At 41.8% G+C, this 16,113-nt stretch carries 13 protein-coding genes; 6 read left to right on the top strand and 7 right to left on the bottom strand.

The genetic code is table 11. From position 1 onward, the window contains the following. The first annotated feature begins 278 nt into the window (after positions 1-278). The 4 genes from G327_RS0119500 (at position 279) to G327_RS0119485 (ending at position 4,438) form a co-directional block, all read left to right on the top strand. Positions 279-860 carry a YjaG family protein gene (locus G327_RS0119500; protein WP_019616491.1) on the top strand — a complete coding sequence of 194 codons (582 nt, stop codon included), beginning with the start codon at positions 279-281 and terminating at the stop codon, positions 858-860. A 205-nt stretch (positions 861-1,065) separates the two neighbouring features. Further along, a complete protein-coding gene (locus G327_RS0119495; protein ID WP_019616490.1) occupies positions 1,066-1,341 on the top strand; it encodes an HU family DNA-binding protein in 276 nt (91 codons plus the stop codon). Positions 1,342-1,694: 353 nt separating this feature from the next. Beyond that, on the top strand, positions 1,695-3,356 hold the full coding sequence (hcp, locus tag G327_RS0119490; protein ID WP_019616489.1) for a hydroxylamine reductase: 1,662 nt from the start codon (positions 1,695-1,697) through the stop codon (positions 3,354-3,356). 62 nt (positions 3,357-3,418) lie between these two features. Continuing rightward, on the top strand, positions 3,419-4,438 hold the full coding sequence (locus tag G327_RS0119485) for an FAD-binding oxidoreductase (RefSeq protein ID WP_019616488.1): 1,020 nt from the start codon (positions 3,419-3,421) through the stop codon (positions 4,436-4,438). Positions 4,439-4,520: 82 nt separating this feature from the next. Here the strand turns inward: G327_RS0119485 and purD are convergent, their stop codons facing one another. The 5 genes from purD to nudC all read right to left on the bottom strand — a co-directional run bounded on the left by purD (position 4,521) and on the right by nudC (position 12,118). After that, positions 4,521-5,810 carry a phosphoribosylamine--glycine ligase gene (gene purD, locus G327_RS0119480; protein WP_019616487.1) on the bottom strand — a complete coding sequence of 430 codons (1,290 nt, stop codon included), beginning with the start codon at positions 5,808-5,810 and terminating at the stop codon, positions 4,521-4,523. Positions 5,811-5,886: 76 nt separating this feature from the next. After that, positions 5,887-7,479 carry a bifunctional phosphoribosylaminoimidazolecarboxamide formyltransferase/IMP cyclohydrolase gene (gene purH, locus G327_RS0119475; protein WP_019616486.1) on the bottom strand — a complete coding sequence of 531 codons (1,593 nt, stop codon included), beginning with the start codon at positions 7,477-7,479 and terminating at the stop codon, positions 5,887-5,889. Between the two features lie 223 nt (positions 7,480-7,702). Continuing rightward, positions 7,703-9,952 (bottom strand): sensor domain-containing protein, encoded by a 2,250-nt coding sequence (locus G327_RS0119470; protein WP_169337250.1) that lies wholly within the window; start codon positions 9,950-9,952, stop codon positions 7,703-7,705. A 172-nt stretch (positions 9,953-10,124) separates the two neighbouring features. Next, a complete protein-coding gene (gene hemE / locus G327_RS0119465; protein ID WP_019616484.1) occupies positions 10,125-11,189 on the bottom strand; it encodes a uroporphyrinogen decarboxylase in 1,065 nt (354 codons plus the stop codon). Positions 11,190-11,305: 116 nt separating this feature from the next. Continuing rightward, entirely contained in the window at positions 11,306-12,118 is an 813-nt protein-coding gene (nudC, locus tag G327_RS0119460) for an NAD(+) diphosphatase (protein WP_019616483.1), read from the bottom strand. Between the two features lie 233 nt (positions 12,119-12,351). On the opposite strand from nudC, the gene G327_RS0119455 reads away from it, so the two are divergent. Further along, positions 12,352-12,825 (top strand): Rsd/AlgQ family anti-sigma factor, encoded by a 474-nt coding sequence (locus G327_RS0119455; RefSeq protein WP_019616482.1) that lies wholly within the window; start codon positions 12,352-12,354, stop codon positions 12,823-12,825. A gap of 78 nt (positions 12,826-12,903) precedes the next feature. On the opposite strand, the gene G327_RS0119450 is transcribed toward G327_RS0119455, so the two are convergent. Next, positions 12,904-13,248, bottom strand: a complete 345-nt coding sequence (locus tag G327_RS0119450; protein WP_019616481.1) for a DUF3802 family protein — start codon at positions 13,246-13,248, stop codon at positions 12,904-12,906. 112 nt (positions 13,249-13,360) lie between these two features. Beyond that, complete coding sequence (locus G327_RS0119445; RefSeq protein WP_019616480.1) at positions 13,361-14,689, bottom strand: peptidoglycan DD-metalloendopeptidase family protein; 1,329 nt, start codon at positions 14,687-14,689, stop codon at positions 13,361-13,363. 270 nt (positions 14,690-14,959) lie between these two features. Here G327_RS0119445 and metK point away from each other — a divergent pair, with 270 nt between their 5' ends. After that, positions 14,960-16,108, top strand: coding sequence for a methionine adenosyltransferase (gene metK / locus G327_RS0119440; protein ID WP_019616479.1), 1,149 nt, complete (start codon positions 14,960-14,962; stop codon positions 16,106-16,108). Positions 16,109-16,113: the final 5 nt, after the last annotated feature.

The following is a 16,113-nucleotide window of genomic DNA, read 5'->3' as shown; positions in this document are numbered from 1 at the left end:
AGGCGCTTTTTTTATAGCTGTTAGAAAATACCGAATAACTACGCAGTGCATTAACCGCGGTACACTCCTTATTACAGCAAGTAAAAAATTAAAAACAGGGCATGGATTAATTCTCCAGCCTTATTAAGGAAAAAGCGCCGTAAGCACCATTCTCCTAGCAAATTAATAAAAATACGTCTGATTTTTCTACATTTATTACAGCAATTAAAAAAATAACAGGACTTTTTTCCAGCTTGCTATAAGCTTCAGCACATATCTATCACTGTACCGGGAAATGTATGCTCTTATTACCAATCAACGAACAGCTAAAAAACTTACAGTCATGGCAGCAGAGTGTTTTCTGCATGGCATTAGCGGAACATACTATTTTACATTTCCACCTGTTCTGCGAATCGATTGAAAGTGAAAACGGGCAGACAATTAATAATATTCAGCAGCTGTTCTGGGAAAAAATGACAGTTAAAGGTGCAAAAATTAATTTCACCATTCAGCAGGAACATTTCGAAGAGATAATTCCTGACTCACGCGACTTTGATTTTTATGGTGTTTATCCTGCGATCGACCACTGCGTAATTATGAGCTGTGCATTTAATTCTTTTTTAACTAAATCGACCGATGAAGCGCTTAATGCCAGTCAGACGGCATTTGCCACAATCGCCAGCTTTATTGAGTTACAAAGCGGTGATGAAGTTGATGAAAGTACACTAATGGATGAACCGCTTTTTCAAGAAGAGCTGGCATTTCAACAGACATTATTGGAAAAACTGGATAATGAACGAAGCCCGGACCTTATAAAATCTATCCGCCAGTTAGTTTTAGAGTTCGGTATGACCAACCTCGGCATCGCTTTTAACGATTAAATAAACTTAATAATCAGAGCGCTAAAAAGCAGTGATGCAGGCGAGCTGTCCATTATTTTGTGATTTTTAACACAATAAGGACAATTAAAAGCAATAAATCATAATTTTATAAGCGTTAGTCTTTACTTAGCCTGGTGACTTGCAATACATTGTTTGCTGTCATTAAAGGCCAACTCTAATAACCTATAACAATGGAAATACTAAGATGAACAAAACTCAACTTGTTGCTGATATCGCTGAAAAAGCAGACTTAACAAAAGTTCAGGCAAAAGCGGCTTTAGAACAAATTCTTGCAAGCGTTACTGACAGCCTTAAAGACGGTGAGCCAGTACAATTAATCGGTTTTGGTACTTTTAAAGTAAATCATCGTGCAGCACGTACCGGCCGTAATCCGCAAACTGGTGAAGATATTCAAATCCAAGCAGCTAACGTTCCTGCTTTTGTAGCTGGTAAAGCACTTAAAGAATCTGTTAATAAATAATTAAAACCTGATTATTCAGGTCTAATTTAACAGCATAAAAAAACACCTTCGGGTGTTTTTTTGTTTGTATATTCTACCTTCCCCTCTTTTCAGCATATTTTTAACAATAGTTAAAACAGTCTTCTTATTTTACCCGAACTGTCATTATCAGCGCTGTAAATGTAAGTGATTATCACTACAGCAATTAATATTCAACAGCTTTTTTAAATATTCTAAAAACCTATCTCAGATCAATAGTTGAGTAAAGTACTATGGTATTTTCCATTTTGAATTCGGCGATTTAACATACTGATAACCTTATGTTACATATGGTTATATTGCCACTTAAGTCATTATAATTAATAAGGTTATTTATGTTTTGTATTCAATGTGAACAGACTATTCGAACTCCAGCTGCTGACGGCTGCTCTTATTCTCAAGGTATGTGCGGCAAAACAGCTGAAGTTTCCGATCTTCAGGATGTACTGATTTATGCACTGCAGGCTGCCTCTTTTTATGCAGAAAAAGCGCGTGAGTTCGATATTGTCAATACTGAAATTGATGCGTTTATCCCGAAAGCATTTTTTGCTACGCTCACTAACGTTAATTTTGAAGCAGATCGTATTGCTGATTATGCCTACCAGGCGCAAGGTTACCGGGATCTGCTAAAAGAAAAATATGAAGTGGCCTGCTTAACTGCCGGTCAGAACCCAATTGAACCTACAGAAGCGGCTTCATTCACATTATCAGAGAACCGTGCCGGACTACTATCTCAAGCAGCCGGCGTTGCTGTTAACCGCGGTAAGGAGCTGGTAAGCGAAGATATCATGGGTCTGCGTCTATTATGTTTGTACGGCCTGAAAGGGGCGGCAGCCTATATGGAGCATGCTTATATTTTAGGACAAACAGATCCGCTGATCTGTGCTGAGTTTCATCAGATCTTTGCATGGCTGGCAACAGACTCAAACGATATGGCTAAACTGCTTGAAACCAGCATGGCAATCGGCACCCTTAACTATAAAGTAATGGAAATATTGGACTTAGGTGAAACCACTAAGTTCGGCCATCCGCAGCCTAACCAGGTTAATGTCAAATCCGTTGCCGGTAAAGCTATCTTAGTGTCAGGTCACGATCTCTGCGATCTGGAAATGATCCTTAAGCAGACAGAAGGTACCGGCATTAATGTTTACACTAATGGTGAAATGCTGCCCGCTCACGGTTACCCTGAACTGAAAAAATACCCGCACCTGGTTGCCAACTACGGCAGCGCGTGGCAAAACCAGCAGAAGGAGTTTGCCAGCTTCCCCGGCGCGATTGTAATGACTTCAAACTGCCTGATTGATCCGAATGTAGGGCAATACTCAGACCGCATATTCACCCGCAGCATCGTCGGCTGGCCGGGTGTATCACATATAGAAGGTGATGATTTCAGTGAAGTTATTGAATGTGCTCTGGCTCAGGAAGGTTTTAAATACACAGAGATCCCGCACGAGATCACTGTTGGATTCGGACGCAATGCATTAATGAACGCTGCTCCAGCAGTTATTGAGCAGGTAAAAGCCGGTAATATTCGTCACTTCTTTTTAGTCGGCGGCTGTGACGGTGATAAAGAAGAGCGCAGTTATTACACAGATCTTACTAAAGCTATTCCAGACGACTGCCTGATCCTGACCCTGGCCTGCGGTAAATTTAAATTTAATAAACTCAACTTTGGTGATATTAACGGCATCCCGCGCTTATTAGATGTCGGCCAGTGTAATGACTCTTACTCTGCTATTCAGCTGGCGCTGGCATTAGCAGAAGAGTTTGACTGCGGTGTTAACGACCTTCCTTTAAGTCTGGTTTTAAGCTGGTTTGAACAGAAAGCGATTGTGGTATTATTAACATTATTATCACTTGGTGTTAAAAATATCCGTGTTGGCCCAAGCAAACCTGCCTTTTTAACCGATAACTTGTTAAATGTACTTCATGAGCAGTTTGGTCTGACCTTAATTACTGATGTTGAGTCTGATTTACAAACCATGTTAGCGAAGTAGTTTTTATACAGCCGTTTAAGCACACCAGCTCAAACGGCTTCCCAGTAAGGAAGTAAATTTTTATGCAGACAGAATCAAGCCCGTTTGAACCGCTAATCTGTATCAATCGAATTGATGAAACAGCGGACGCAGCTACTTTTGAATTTAAGAAAATAGATGACAGTTTATTCGAATACAAAGCCGGCCAGTTTTTAACCTTTGAAGTTGATGTGGCAGGTGAGCTGGAATACCGCGCTTATTCTTTATCTTCAACACCGTCCAAACCACAGACAGCGGCGGTAACTATTAAACGTGTTGCCGGCGGTAAAGTTTCCAATTATCTGTTAGATAATTTACAAGCCGGGTTTGCACTGCCGGCAATGGCGCCTGCAGGAGAGTTTACTCTGGAGGATAACCAGAGCACCACTGAGCTGTTATTAATGAGCGCAGGAAGCGGAATCACGCCTTGTATGTCCATGGCGCGCTGGTTATTAGACACACAGCAGCAGGTTAATATTCACTTTATCTACAGTGCACGCAGTGAAGCTGACGTGATTATGGCTGATACATTAGATGCTCTGAATGAGCAGTATGATAACTTCTCTTTAACTCGTATTTTAGAGCAGACAGACAACCCGAATGATATTCAAGGTATGTTAGATGCGCCTCTTTTTGAAAAGTTAATACCCGATAACCGCGGCCGTACCATCTTCACCTGCGGCCCGGCGCCTTATATGCAGGCTGTTGAACATCTAGCAGAATCCATGGGGTTTGATATGGCTCTGTTCCACAAAGAGAGCTTTGTGCCTGAAGCTGCTGATAACGAAACATCAGAATCAGGGGTTAACTATCAGGTTGCCGCACCGCAGTACGGTAAAAACTTTGTGGTTGATGAAAATCAAAGCCTGCTTGATGCATTGGAAGCTGCCGGCGTGCCTATTATCAGTGCCTGCCGCACCGGTTTTTGTGGTGCCTGCAAATGTAAGGTAACAGGTGAAGTACAAAGCAGCAGTCAGGAGACTTTAACTGCAGAGCAGATAGAACAAGGCTATGTGTTAAGCTGCAGCGCAAAAGCTAGTTCTGATTTGGTAGTTGAAATTTAACAGTGCCCACCAAATCACGATGAAAACAAAAAAGCCGATGATATTAACCATCGGCTTTTTTATAACAAATCAAACTTCCAGTTTATTTGTTCTGCTCACGTGCAATAGCGCGGTAGGCAATATCATTACGATGGAACATACCGTCCCAGCTGATCTGCTTGGCTAACTGATAAGCTTTCTGCTGCGCTTCTGTAACCGTATTACCCAGTGCCGTTGCACAAAGTACTCGACCGCCGTTAGTAACAACCTTACCATCTGCTTCCGCAGTACCGGCATGGAATACTTTAAGGCCTTGCACTTCTTCAGTCGGCAGACCGGAAATAACCAAACCTTTCTGGTAATCAGCAGGATAGCCGCCGGCGGCTAATACAACACCAATTGCTGCACGCTCATCAAATTCCGCTTTCATATCCGCAAGTTCACCGTTCACACCCGCTAAACACAAAGTCACAATATCAGACTTCATACGCAGCATAATCGGCTGAGTTTCAGGATCACCAAAACGACAGTTATATTCAATTACTTTAGGCGTGCCGTCAGCCATAATCATCAGACCGGCATATAGAAAGCCAGTGTAGGTATTACCTTCAGCAGCCATGCCTTTAACAGTCGGGTTGATGACTAAATCCATTACACGCTGGTGCATTTCCGCAGTTACCACAGGTGCTGGAGAATAAGCGCCCATACCGCCGGTATTAGGCCCGGTATCACCGTCACCTACACGTTTATGATCCTGGCTGGTTGCCATCGGCACAACGTTCTCACCGTCTACCATAACAATAAACGACGCTTCTTCACCGTCTAAGAACTCTTCAACAACAACACGGTGCCCTGCTTCACCAAATGCATTACCCGCAAGCATATCCTGTATCGCATCTTCCGCTTCCTGCAGAGTCATCGCGACAATCACCCCTTTACCGGCAGCCAGACCATCCGCTTTAATAACAATCGGCGCACCTTTTTCACGCACGTAAGCAAGAGCAGGCTCGATTTCAGTAAAGTTCTGGTACCAGGCCGTAGGGATATCATGACGCGCTAAAAAGTCTTTAGTGAAGGCTTTAGATCCTTCTAACTGCGCGGCACCTTTAGTTGGTCCGAAGCAGGCAAGTCCAGCTTCTTGAAATGCATCAACCACACCGATAACCAATGGTGCTTCAGGGCCGACAATGGTTAATTCAACATTGTTTTGTTTAGCAAATGCCACTAACGCATCGATATCTTCAACACCGATATTTACATTGGTCACCTTAGCTTCAAGTGCACTGCCGGCATTACCCGGTGCTACAAAAATATTTTTTACCTGTGCATTCTGAGCGGCTTTCCACGCAAGAGCATGTTCACGACCGCCGTTACCAATGATTAAAACGTTCATAAAATTCCTTAAGGCTTAATTTATATTTTAATTAACAAAAAAGGAGCCTCGGCTCCTTTTATTTATTCACTAGTAATTAGTGGCGGAAATGGCGCATGCCGGTAAAGACCATCGCCATGCCGTGTTCATCGGCGGCGGCGATAACTTCGTCGTCGCGCATTGAGCCCCCCGGCTGGATAACACAGCTGATACCTGCTTCAGCGGCGGCATCAATGCCGTCACGGAACGGGAAGAATGCATCAGAAGACATCACCGAGCCTTCAACCACCAGATTCTCATCAGCAGCTTTAATACCCGCTACCTTAGCACTGTAAACCCGGCTCATCTGGCCTGCACCAACCCCCACTGTTGTACAGTTTTTAACGTACACAATGGCATTTGATTTCACAAATTTAGCAACTTTCCAGCTGAACAGCAGATCTTTCAGCTCTTCTTCTGTCGGCTGGCGTTTAGAAACAACCTTAAGATCTTCCAAACCCACCATGCCCTGGTCGCGATCCTGTACTAATAAACCGCCGTTCACACGCTTAATATCAAACTGTGTCGTTTTCGCAGCCCACTCGCCGCACTCTAATAAACGTAAGTTTTTCTTAGCGGCAACAATCTGCGCGGCTTCAGAACTGACTTTAGGTGCAATAATCACTTCCACAAACTGGCGGGAAACAATCGCTTCAGCTGTATCAGCATCAAGCTCACGGTTGAAAGCAATAATACCGCCGAATGCCGATGTCGGATCAGTTTTATAAGCGCCTTCATAGGCTTCAAGAATATTACCGCCTAATGCCACGCCGCATGGATTTGCATGTTTAACGATAACACAGGCCGGCTCAGCAAATTCTTTAACACACTCAAGTGCAGCATCGGTATCAGCAATATTATTATAAGAAAGCGCCTTGCCCTGAAGCTGTACGGCTGTTGCAACCGATGCTTCCTGTACATCACCTTCAACATAAAAAGCGGCCGCCTGGTGTGAGTTTTCACCGTAGCGCATATCCTGCTTTTTCTCGAACTGCATATTAAATGTACGCGGGAATTTAGACTCAGCATCACCTTCTGTGTTTTCACCGTAACTTGGTACCATAGTACCGAAGTAATTAGCAATCATACCGTCGTACTGAGCAGTGTGTTCATAAGCGGCAATGGCCAGGTCAAAACGTGTTTTGTAAACCAGGCTTCCGTCATTTTTTTTCATTTCACCGAGAATGCGTGAGTAGTCACTTGAATTAACAACAATGGCAACATCTTTATGATTTTTAGCAGCAGCACGCACCATAGTCGGGCCGCCGATATCAATATTTTCAATTGCATCTTCTAAAGAACAATCCGGGCGAGCGACTGTTGCGGCAAACGGATAAAGATTAACCACTACCATGTCGATAGCTTCAATGCCGTTATCAGACATAACAGCTTCATCTATACCGCGACGCGCAAGAATACCACCGTGAATTTTAGGGTGTAAAGTTTTAACACGTCCATCCATCATTTCAGGAAAACCGGTGTAATCAGACACTTCTGTTACTTTAATGCCGTTATCAGCAAGCAACTTACATGTTCCACCGGTAGAAAGGATCTGTACCCCTTTCTCAGTCAGCTCTCTGGCAAATTCCACAATACCTGTTTTATCAGAAACACTTAATAGTGCTCGTTTAATCGGTCGGCTATTTTCCATTTTCTTCCACATTCCTCGGTTAATGAATCAATAAGCAAAAACCAAAATTGGTTTTTTTCACTCATAAAAAACAATTTCTTTGAACTCGGACGGGTATTCTACCCGAAAATGCCGTGAATTTGAGCTGTTTTATTGAATTTATAAAGATTAACTATGATTCATCGTCCAACCTCTGGCAGACCCGGGCAGCCGTTTATCTGCAGGAAAGAGCGAATAAAAAGCATCACACCAGGTTATTCAAAGCTGTACTATGGCAGTGTTTGAACCAGCGCTCAAATTCGCTGCCGGGCAGGGGTTTTGAATAATAATAGCCTTGTATGATATCAACCTCTAAAAAACACAAGCGGGCTAACTGCTCTTTATGTTCAACGCCTTCAGCCACAACAGTGAGCTTTAATGCATGCGCCATATTGGTAATTGCAGTTACCAGCGCTTCTCCCTGCGGCTCTTTGTTAATATCAGCGATAAATGCCCGGTCAATTTTCAAACAGTCAAAGGGGAAATTTTTCAGATAATTTAACGATGAATAACCCGTACCGAAATCATCTAAGGATAAACGCACACCACGTTCTGCCAGCTGGTGCATCGTTTTTAACACCGATTCCTGATTAGAAAGTAATAAACCTTCGGTTATCTCAACCTCTAGAGATGAAGGCCTGACCCCGGCTTCCGCCAGCGCTTTATCAATGACATTCACTAAGTCTCCATATAAGAACTGTCTTGGTGAAACATTAACAGCAAGATAAAAATCATCACCAAATTTTGCCTGCCAGGTTTTCAGGCGCAGACATGCCTGTTCTATCACCCAGCTGCCGATAGGGATTATTTCACCGCTTCTTTCTGCAACCGGAATAAACTGATCCGGATTAACCTGCCCCAAATGATCGTTATACCAGCGTATTAATACTTCAGCTCCAATCAAGCGTCCGCCTTTCCCACTTACAAACGGCTGATATACAATGCTTAATTCAGAATTTGATAATGCTTTAGTTAAATATTTTTCGATCTGCATATTAGCCTGTAGTGATTTTTCAAGTTCACCGGCATAGATCTGTGTTTGTTTCGATGATGATGATTTTGCGGCATGCAGCGCAATATCCAGTTTTTTTAATAAAACTTCAGTGCTCAAACCATCATTAGGAGTAAGCACAATACCGACATTTACAGCAAGTTTAAGCTCAACATCTTGTAACCTGACAGGAAACTCAAAAAAAGTATGCAGGCGGTTAATAATTTTATTAAGGGCTTCTTCCGAATTTACTCCCTGTAAAACAAAAGCAAATTCATCACCATTATAGCGGCAGAGCATCGACAGCTGTTCGCCGATCAAGCCTATTTTCTGAGCTGTATATTTTAAAGCCAGATCTCCAATTTCATGTCCAAGGGTATTATTGATACGTTTAAAATCGTATAAATCCACAACACAAACTGCAGCGCTGTGCTGCTTTTTAAGGTTATCTAAATACTTTTCTAGACGGTTAATAAATACATTGCGGTTTAAAAGTCCGGTTAAGGGATCATACTGTAGAAAATGTTCGATAGTTTTTACACGTTTTTCAGATCTGCCCAGTGCTTTACCAATAATAACGACAGAGCTGTCACTAATGCCCTGTGAAATCTTAATCTGGGAAAACTCAAATTCATGCAGATCACCGTATTGGTCAGTGATTTCTTGTGTATAAATAGATTTTTTATCCCCTTTTTCAATAAAAGGGTTCTGTCGAAAAGGGGGAAATAAAGTATCCGAAAATACATTCTTAGCACTCTTTCCAAGCAGCTCTTCACTACTCAGTCCCAGAAAATCACATAATAATTTATTTGCGATGACAATTTCATCATCGCTGTTTTTAACAAACACAAGGTAGGGGATATGCTCGATAATCGACCTTAACGTGGCCTCTTTAGCATGCAGAAGATCAAGTACTTCCTTCTGTCTGCTGATATCCCGGATACAGCCCTGCAGCTCAAGTCCTGCTGAATTTTCATTAACAACGCAGCGGATCTCTGCCCAGATAATCGTAGCATTTTTACAGATAAGTCTGCTTTGTTGAGAATAAGATTTTAAATCAGTAAACCCGCTTTGCTCACGAATAGCATTAAAATCGCCAGCATCATAAAATAACGAAGAAAATGGACGTGATAACAGTTCAGTTTCGTTATAACCCAAAATCGATTCACTAACTGCTGAAATGAAAGTGATGTTGCCGGCGGCGTTCAAATGAAATAACACATTACTAGAATCTTGAATAAGCGCTTCAGCAATCTTCATTTCATGCTGTTCAAACGCTTCACTCTTTTTTCTTTTAAGCTGCAGGGTAAAAATCTGATATCCCCAGAACAGTGTGCTGAACAGGAATAAGAAAATCATCTCTATCTGATAAATTTCTTCATTACTAAGTTCACGATTTAATAACGATGGAGATAAATTGGTATAAAAGAAATAACAGGAAATAAGTATTAAAAAGTAACGCATGAGGATTGCTGCAGCATGGTTTTTTGACATAAGCCCCCCGAACTATTTATTAAATAAGAGTTGTAACTAGTTTACATTAAAAAACAACAAAAGGCAGACAAAACATTGACATTAAGTTCACAGGCAATAAAAAACCATGCTGAACATGGTTTTTATTAAAGAAAGGCTCAGATTAGATATGGTATGGGGTGCTTAGTTCATGAACGGCATCAATAAATACTTTGGCATTTTCAGGCGGCACATCAAGATGAATACCATGACCTAAATTGAAAACATGCCCGTTTCCTTTGCCGAATCCCTGCAGAATAGACGCCACTTCTTCTCGGATCCGCTCAGGTGATGCATACAGCATAGAAGGGTCCATATTACCCTGCAGTGCAACGCGGTTACCAACACGTGCTTTAGCATCCGCCATATCTATCGTCCAGTCAAGGCCAATAGCATCACAACCGGTATCTGCAATAGACTCCAGCCACTGCCCGCCATTTTTAGTAAACAGAGTTACCGGTACTTTTTTACCCTCATAAGTCCGCTGCAGGCCGTCAACAATTTTTGCCATGTACTGCAGAGAGAAGTCTTTGTAGTCACGCGGAGATAAAACACCTCCCCATGTATCAAAAACCATCACAGACTGTGCTCCGGCTGCAATCTGCGCATTTAAATAAGCAATGACCGAGTCTGCAAGTTTATCCAGCAGTGCATGAAGAATCTGCGGATCTGCAAAAGCCATTTTTTTAATCTTGGTAAATGCTTTTGAACTGCCGCCTTCAACCATATAAGTTGCTAAGGTCCACGGACTGCCGGAGAAACCAATCAAAGGTACTTGACCTTTTAGCTCACGACGAATAGTACGTACAGCATTCATAACATACTGCAGCTCACCTTCAGGATCCGGCATGATCAGGTTATCAACATCTTTTCTGCAGGCAATAGGACGCTCAAATTTAGGGCCTTCGCCTTCTTCAAAATAAAGTCCCAGCCCCATTGCATCAGGAATTGTTAAAATATCAGAGAATAAAATGGCGGCATCTAAATCAAATCGACGCAACGGCTGTAGTGTTACCTCACAGGCAAGCTCAGCATTACGGCATAACGACATAAAGTCACCGGCTTGAGCACGGGTTGCTTTATATTCAGGCAGGTAACGCCCGGCTTGACGCATCATCCATACCGGTGTTTTATCTACCGGCTGCTTTAATAACGCGCGAATATAACGATCATTTTTTAATTCAGTCATACTTATTTAATTCCATTAAAATTTAGCTATTTATATGTTGCAAGTATGCTATCACTTTTAACATCTTTTATATCGCTTAATTATTTACTGTCAGCCTAAAATGTACATTTTGAGAGCTAACTACACTGGTCGATTAATTTATCGATAAGTTTTCGTGCAAGTGTGCCGGGGTTCGGCAGCACAGGTAAATCATCGATATCGTACCAGGCGGCAGAGCAGAGCTCTTTCGGGTCAATCGAAATATTTCCATCTCTATATTCCGCTGTAAACCCCATCATCAAAGAGTGTGGAAAAGGCCAGGGCTGACTAGTAACATATTGAATATTTTTTATTTTAATACCTGATTCTTCATAAACCTCTCTTTCGACACAAGTCTCTAAGGTTTCTCCCGCTTCAGTAAAACCAGCCAGCGTCGTGTAAACAGGACGGTTATCTTTTTTATGGCGCTGATGCAGTGCCAGCAGGATCTGTTTTTCTTTACGGATCCCGACAATAATACAGGGAGACACCCGCGGATAAGTACGATGCTGACAGTGATAACACTTCATTGCCGTTTCCCAGTTAATAGCCTGCATTTTTTGTCCGCACTGCCCGCAAAACTGGTGCGTCTTATAAAACAACGATATTTGAAAAGCACGCCCGGCCATATCGAATAAAGCATCATCCACAGTCCCAAGCAGTGAGCGCAATTGAGAGTATTCCCCGAGACCAACATCGAGCTTCTCCGGCAGTTCCACCAGATAACAGGGGCTTGACTGATAATCACCAATTTTTATTTTATCGGCGACCAGCTGCGCTGAAAAAGTTAAATCATCAAGGCAGCCGTAAGGCACAAAGCTTCCCTGCGGCTGCAGCACTATCTCTCCTTGAGCAAGAATGAACCACCAGGCATTTTCCTGATGGTTAATGTTCTTATCTTTTGATTTCATTTTAATTCCTTAACGGCTCAGATTACTTTTAAAGCAAATAATATCCATTACCCAACAATTGGGAAGCTAATAATTACATAGACTTAAATGATCTGAATAACAATTAACGGGACTGGCTAAAGCTCACAGTTATACAGGAAGATTATCTTCAAACTCAAATTCAAGTTGACGATCAGGATAATTTTCTTTAGTTTTTAGTTTATGAAACCGATGTCTACTCAAAAGGAAGCTATATGCTGACCAAATTAGAACAAGCAAAAGAAGAGTGGGGCGGCACCCTTACTGTTATTGACAACTGGCTGGAAGAGCGTCAAAACCTGGTTGTTTTATATTGTGAATTAGCAGGTTTACCACCTTACCAGCAGGCAACCCGCTGCTTACCAGAACAACAAAAAATCACTACATTCTGCCAGCTGTTACTCGACTACGCATCAACCGGACACTTTGAGGTTTACGAGCAGATCATTTCTCAATGCAAATTAGACGGTGACAACAACCTGAAAATTGCACAGGAGCTATATTCCCGTATCACCACCACAACCGATACGGCCCTGAACTTTAATGACAAATATGCAGAATCTGCTAATGACAAAGCGCTGCTGGATTTTGATAGAGATTTATCAGAGTTAGGTCAGATTATGGAAGGTCGTTTTGAACGTGAAGACCAGTTATTGGAAGTCGTGCATCTGCACCACACTTTAGCGTAGATTAACTGTCGACCAGGAAATAAAAAAACCAATACCGTTAAGCGGTACTGGTTTTTAGTGCCTGCAGAAAAAAACTATCTAAGCATTCATCGGAACTTGTGAATCTAAACTGTTTTTAAGTAATAAGAAGTATTCTTCAATAAATTCAATTTGCGCGCTGCTGGCAGGCTCATCCCATAATCTTCCTAAGATCTGTTCAATATCCTCAACCAGTTTGTCACCTTCAGCAATAACCACAAGCCGCGTTTTATTACTCAGCTGCGGCTGCTGCTGACAAAAACAGAGAAGCATGTCTGCAACCTGATCAGAGACAATATCAGAAATCAACTCGCCCTGTTCAGAACCATTCTGGCCTTCAAAAATATCTAAATTATCAGCAAAATAGCTTATACAAGCATCATATGCATCACTGTTTAATAACATCTAACTATCCTAATTAATTGGCATAATTACAATATAGTCATATTTACGTAATTCACAATAGCCGCATGAAACACATTAAATAAAATTTACATCTGAAAAAAGTTGTTTCTTATCACAACGAAGCATAAGTCTGCGACATCTCTTTTAAGAACAGATCTCGGCGCTTAACAAAATCCTTCTGCTGTTTTTTCGGCACTTTCTGTGACAGCGGCAAATCCACCTTCATCGCATCAACCGGTTTATTATAAACGTGAAATTCGTAATGTAAGTGCGGTCCTGTAGAGCGTCCGGTATTACCTGATTTAGCAATTAAAGTGCCCATCTTCACACGCTGTCCTTTACGCACCAGAATTTTACTTAAATGCAAAAAACGCGTGGTATATTTTCGGCCATGTTTAATCACAATATAATTACCAGCAGCCGGATGATAACCGGCCCGTATTACCACTCCGTCACCAACGGCATAAACCTTGGTCCCAATAGGTGTGGCAAAATCAGTGCCGTTATGAGGGCTAATTCTTTTAGTTATCGGATGCAGTCTTTTGTTGTTAAATGAAGAGCTGATACGGTATTTTCCATTAAGCGGATAACGTCGATATGCTTTAGTTAAACCGTTACCTTCGGTATCATAATAACGGCCGTCTTCATTCAAAAAGGCACTGAAAGTTTGATGACGGGTCTTAATCAAAATAGCGAGTACTTCACTGTCAAAGCTATATTCACCGTCAATATACTTTTTGGCAACTAACACATGAAAGCTGTCACCGGGACGAAGCTGACGATTGAAATCAAACTTATCCTGCAGTGCACTGGATACCTGCTGAATCTGCCCTGCAGATAAACCCGCTTCTTTAGCATCTACATAAAAGCTGCCGTTAACACTTCCCTGAAAAGAACTGTTTCGCCATTCACCGGGTTTTGTTTCTAATAAAGAAACGTACTGCTCATCTTTTAAAGTGAAACTTAAAGTATTAGCACGGTCGATAATAACGTTTAAAGCAAGCAGCTTATTATCCGGATCAATTAACAGGTCAACCTTCTGCCCCGGCAGTAAATTACCCAAACGCAGGTATTGTTTATCAACTTCTAATAACTCCTGCAGTAAGGCGGCTGACAACCCTTCTTTCTGAAAAATACCACTCAGAGTATCACCCGCTTGAATTTCGATTTCGACCTCCCGGTTACCGGAAAAGTCCGGAAGGGCTTTATCATATTCATCTTTGTCGGCAGTTATCGGCTTTGCCACGGCATAATCATCGCTAGGAGCGGCCGCAGTAGGTAAAACCAGCTGACGTTTTATGCTTTTCTCTTCCGGCTCATGGGCAGGAATAAAAGAGATAACCAGCAGGAAGACAAAGAGAATAATTAAAGCAAAAAAGTGTTGTTTAGGCATATTATTAATAAATGAAATAAACGCCTTTAAACGAGTCAGAAATAACATAATACAGCTCAATACAGTAGTCAGAATAGGAGTCAAGGGATCTAAAGCGGCCTAAGTATATCTTAAATTTACAACTTTTTTTATAAAAAGTAATAAACATATATATTAATAAAATACGACCATTTATCTATCCGGCAGTTAAATAAACAACTCCTTTTCGCTTATTCTAAAAAATATTATAGTGTTTTTCATCACAAAAAAATGTAAGATAGACGTCTAGATGGAAAAACATCTAAATCTATTCAAGCTATTATTATTTTAGGAGCTCACATGTCACGTGACTTATTTACTTCAGAATCAGTATCTGAAGGTCATCCGGATAAAATCGCCGATCAGATTTCTGATGCGGTACTTGATGCAATTTTAAAACAAGATAAAAAAGCACGTGTTGCCTGTGAGACTTATGTCAAAACCGGCATGGTAATGGTTGGCGGTGAAATCACCACTGATGCATGGGTTGATATCGAAGAGATCACCCGTAAAACAGTGCGTGATATCGGTTACACAAGTTCAGAAATGGGTTTTGATGCAGACTCTTGTGCTGTATTAAACGTAGTAGGTAAACAGTCTCCGGATATTAACCAGGGTGTTGACCGCAGCGATCCGCACGAGCAAGGCGCCGGTGACCAGGGTTTAATGTTTGGCTATGCAACTAATGAAACAGATGTTTTCATGCCTGCACCTGTTACTTACGCACACCGTCTGGTTAAACGCCAGGCAGATGTTCGTAAAAAGAAAATTCTGCCGTGGTTACGCCCGGATGCAAAAAGCCAGGTAACCTTTGCTTATGACCATGGTAAAATTGTCGGTATCGATGCAGTTGTTCTGTCAACGCAGCATTCTGAAGAGATTAAACAGGATGATTTAATTGAAGCGGTAATGGAAGAGATTATCAAACCCGTACTGCCTGCTGAACTACTGACAGAGCACACTAAATACTTTATCAATCCAACCGGCCGTTTTGTTATCGGCGGACCTGTAGGTGACTGCGGCCTGACCGGTCGTAAAATCATTGTTGATACCTACGGCGGTACAGCACGTCACGGCGGCGGTGCCTTCTCTGGTAAAGATCCTTCAAAAGTTGACCGTAGTGCGGCATATGCAGCGCGTTACGTTGCTAAAAATATCGTTGCAGCTGGCCTTGCTGATCGTTGTGAGATCCAAGTTTCTTACGCAATTGGTGTTGCAGAGCCGACTTCAATCAGTGTTGAAACATTCGGTACTGAGAAAGTTAAAAAAGACCTGATCATCGACTTAATTCGTAAGCACTTTGATCTTCGTCCTTACGGTCTAATCGAAATGCTGGATCTTATTAAGCCGATTTATCAAGAAACAGCGGCTTACGGTCACTTTGGACGTGAACAGTTCCCTTGGGAATCACTGAATAAAGTTGAAGATCTAAAAGCAGATGCATTTTAATTTTT

Source organism: Psychromonas ossibalaenae ATCC BAA-1528 (assembly GCF_000381745.1).
Lineage (GTDB): Bacteria > Pseudomonadota > Gammaproteobacteria > Enterobacterales > Psychromonadaceae > Psychromonas > Psychromonas ossibalaenae.
Note: the sequence above shows the minus strand (reverse complement) of the source record. Positions and strands in the feature narration are given on the sequence as shown.

Excerpts from the sequence above, each read along its gene's own strand:
- nudC (WP_019616483.1), bottom strand. The coding sequence starts at position 12,118 with ATGAAATCAAAAGATAAGAACATTAACCATCAGGAAAATGCCTGGTGG.
- hemE (WP_019616484.1), bottom strand. The coding sequence starts at position 11,189 with ATGACTGAATTAAAAAATGATCGTTATATTCGCGCGTTATTAAAGCAG.
- hcp (WP_019616489.1), top strand. The coding sequence starts at position 1,695 with ATGTTTTGTATTCAATGTGAACAGACTATTCGAACTCCAGCTGCTGAC.
- G327_RS0119470 (WP_169337250.1), bottom strand. The coding sequence starts at position 9,952 with ATGCGTTACTTTTTAATACTTATTTCCTGTTATTTCTTTTATACCAAT.
- G327_RS0119455 (WP_019616482.1), top strand. The coding sequence starts at position 12,352 with ATGCTGACCAAATTAGAACAAGCAAAAGAAGAGTGGGGCGGCACCCTT.
- purD (WP_019616487.1), bottom strand. The coding sequence starts at position 5,810 with ATGAACGTTTTAATCATTGGTAACGGCGGTCGTGAACATGCTCTTGCG.
- purH (WP_019616486.1), bottom strand. The coding sequence starts at position 7,479 with ATGGAAAATAGCCGACCGATTAAACGAGCACTATTAAGTGTTTCTGAT.
- G327_RS0119495 (WP_019616490.1), top strand. The coding sequence starts at position 1,066 with ATGAACAAAACTCAACTTGTTGCTGATATCGCTGAAAAAGCAGACTTA.
- G327_RS0119500 (WP_019616491.1), top strand. The coding sequence starts at position 279 with ATGCTCTTATTACCAATCAACGAACAGCTAAAAAACTTACAGTCATGG.
- metK (WP_019616479.1), top strand. The coding sequence starts at position 14,960 with ATGTCACGTGACTTATTTACTTCAGAATCAGTATCTGAAGGTCATCCG.
- G327_RS0119445 (WP_019616480.1), bottom strand. The coding sequence starts at position 14,689 with ATGTTATTTCTGACTCGTTTAAAGGCGTTTATTTCATTTATTAATAAT.
- G327_RS0119485 (WP_019616488.1), top strand. The coding sequence starts at position 3,419 with ATGCAGACAGAATCAAGCCCGTTTGAACCGCTAATCTGTATCAATCGA.
- G327_RS0119450 (WP_019616481.1), bottom strand. The coding sequence starts at position 13,248 with ATGTTATTAAACAGTGATGCATATGATGCTTGTATAAGCTATTTTGCT.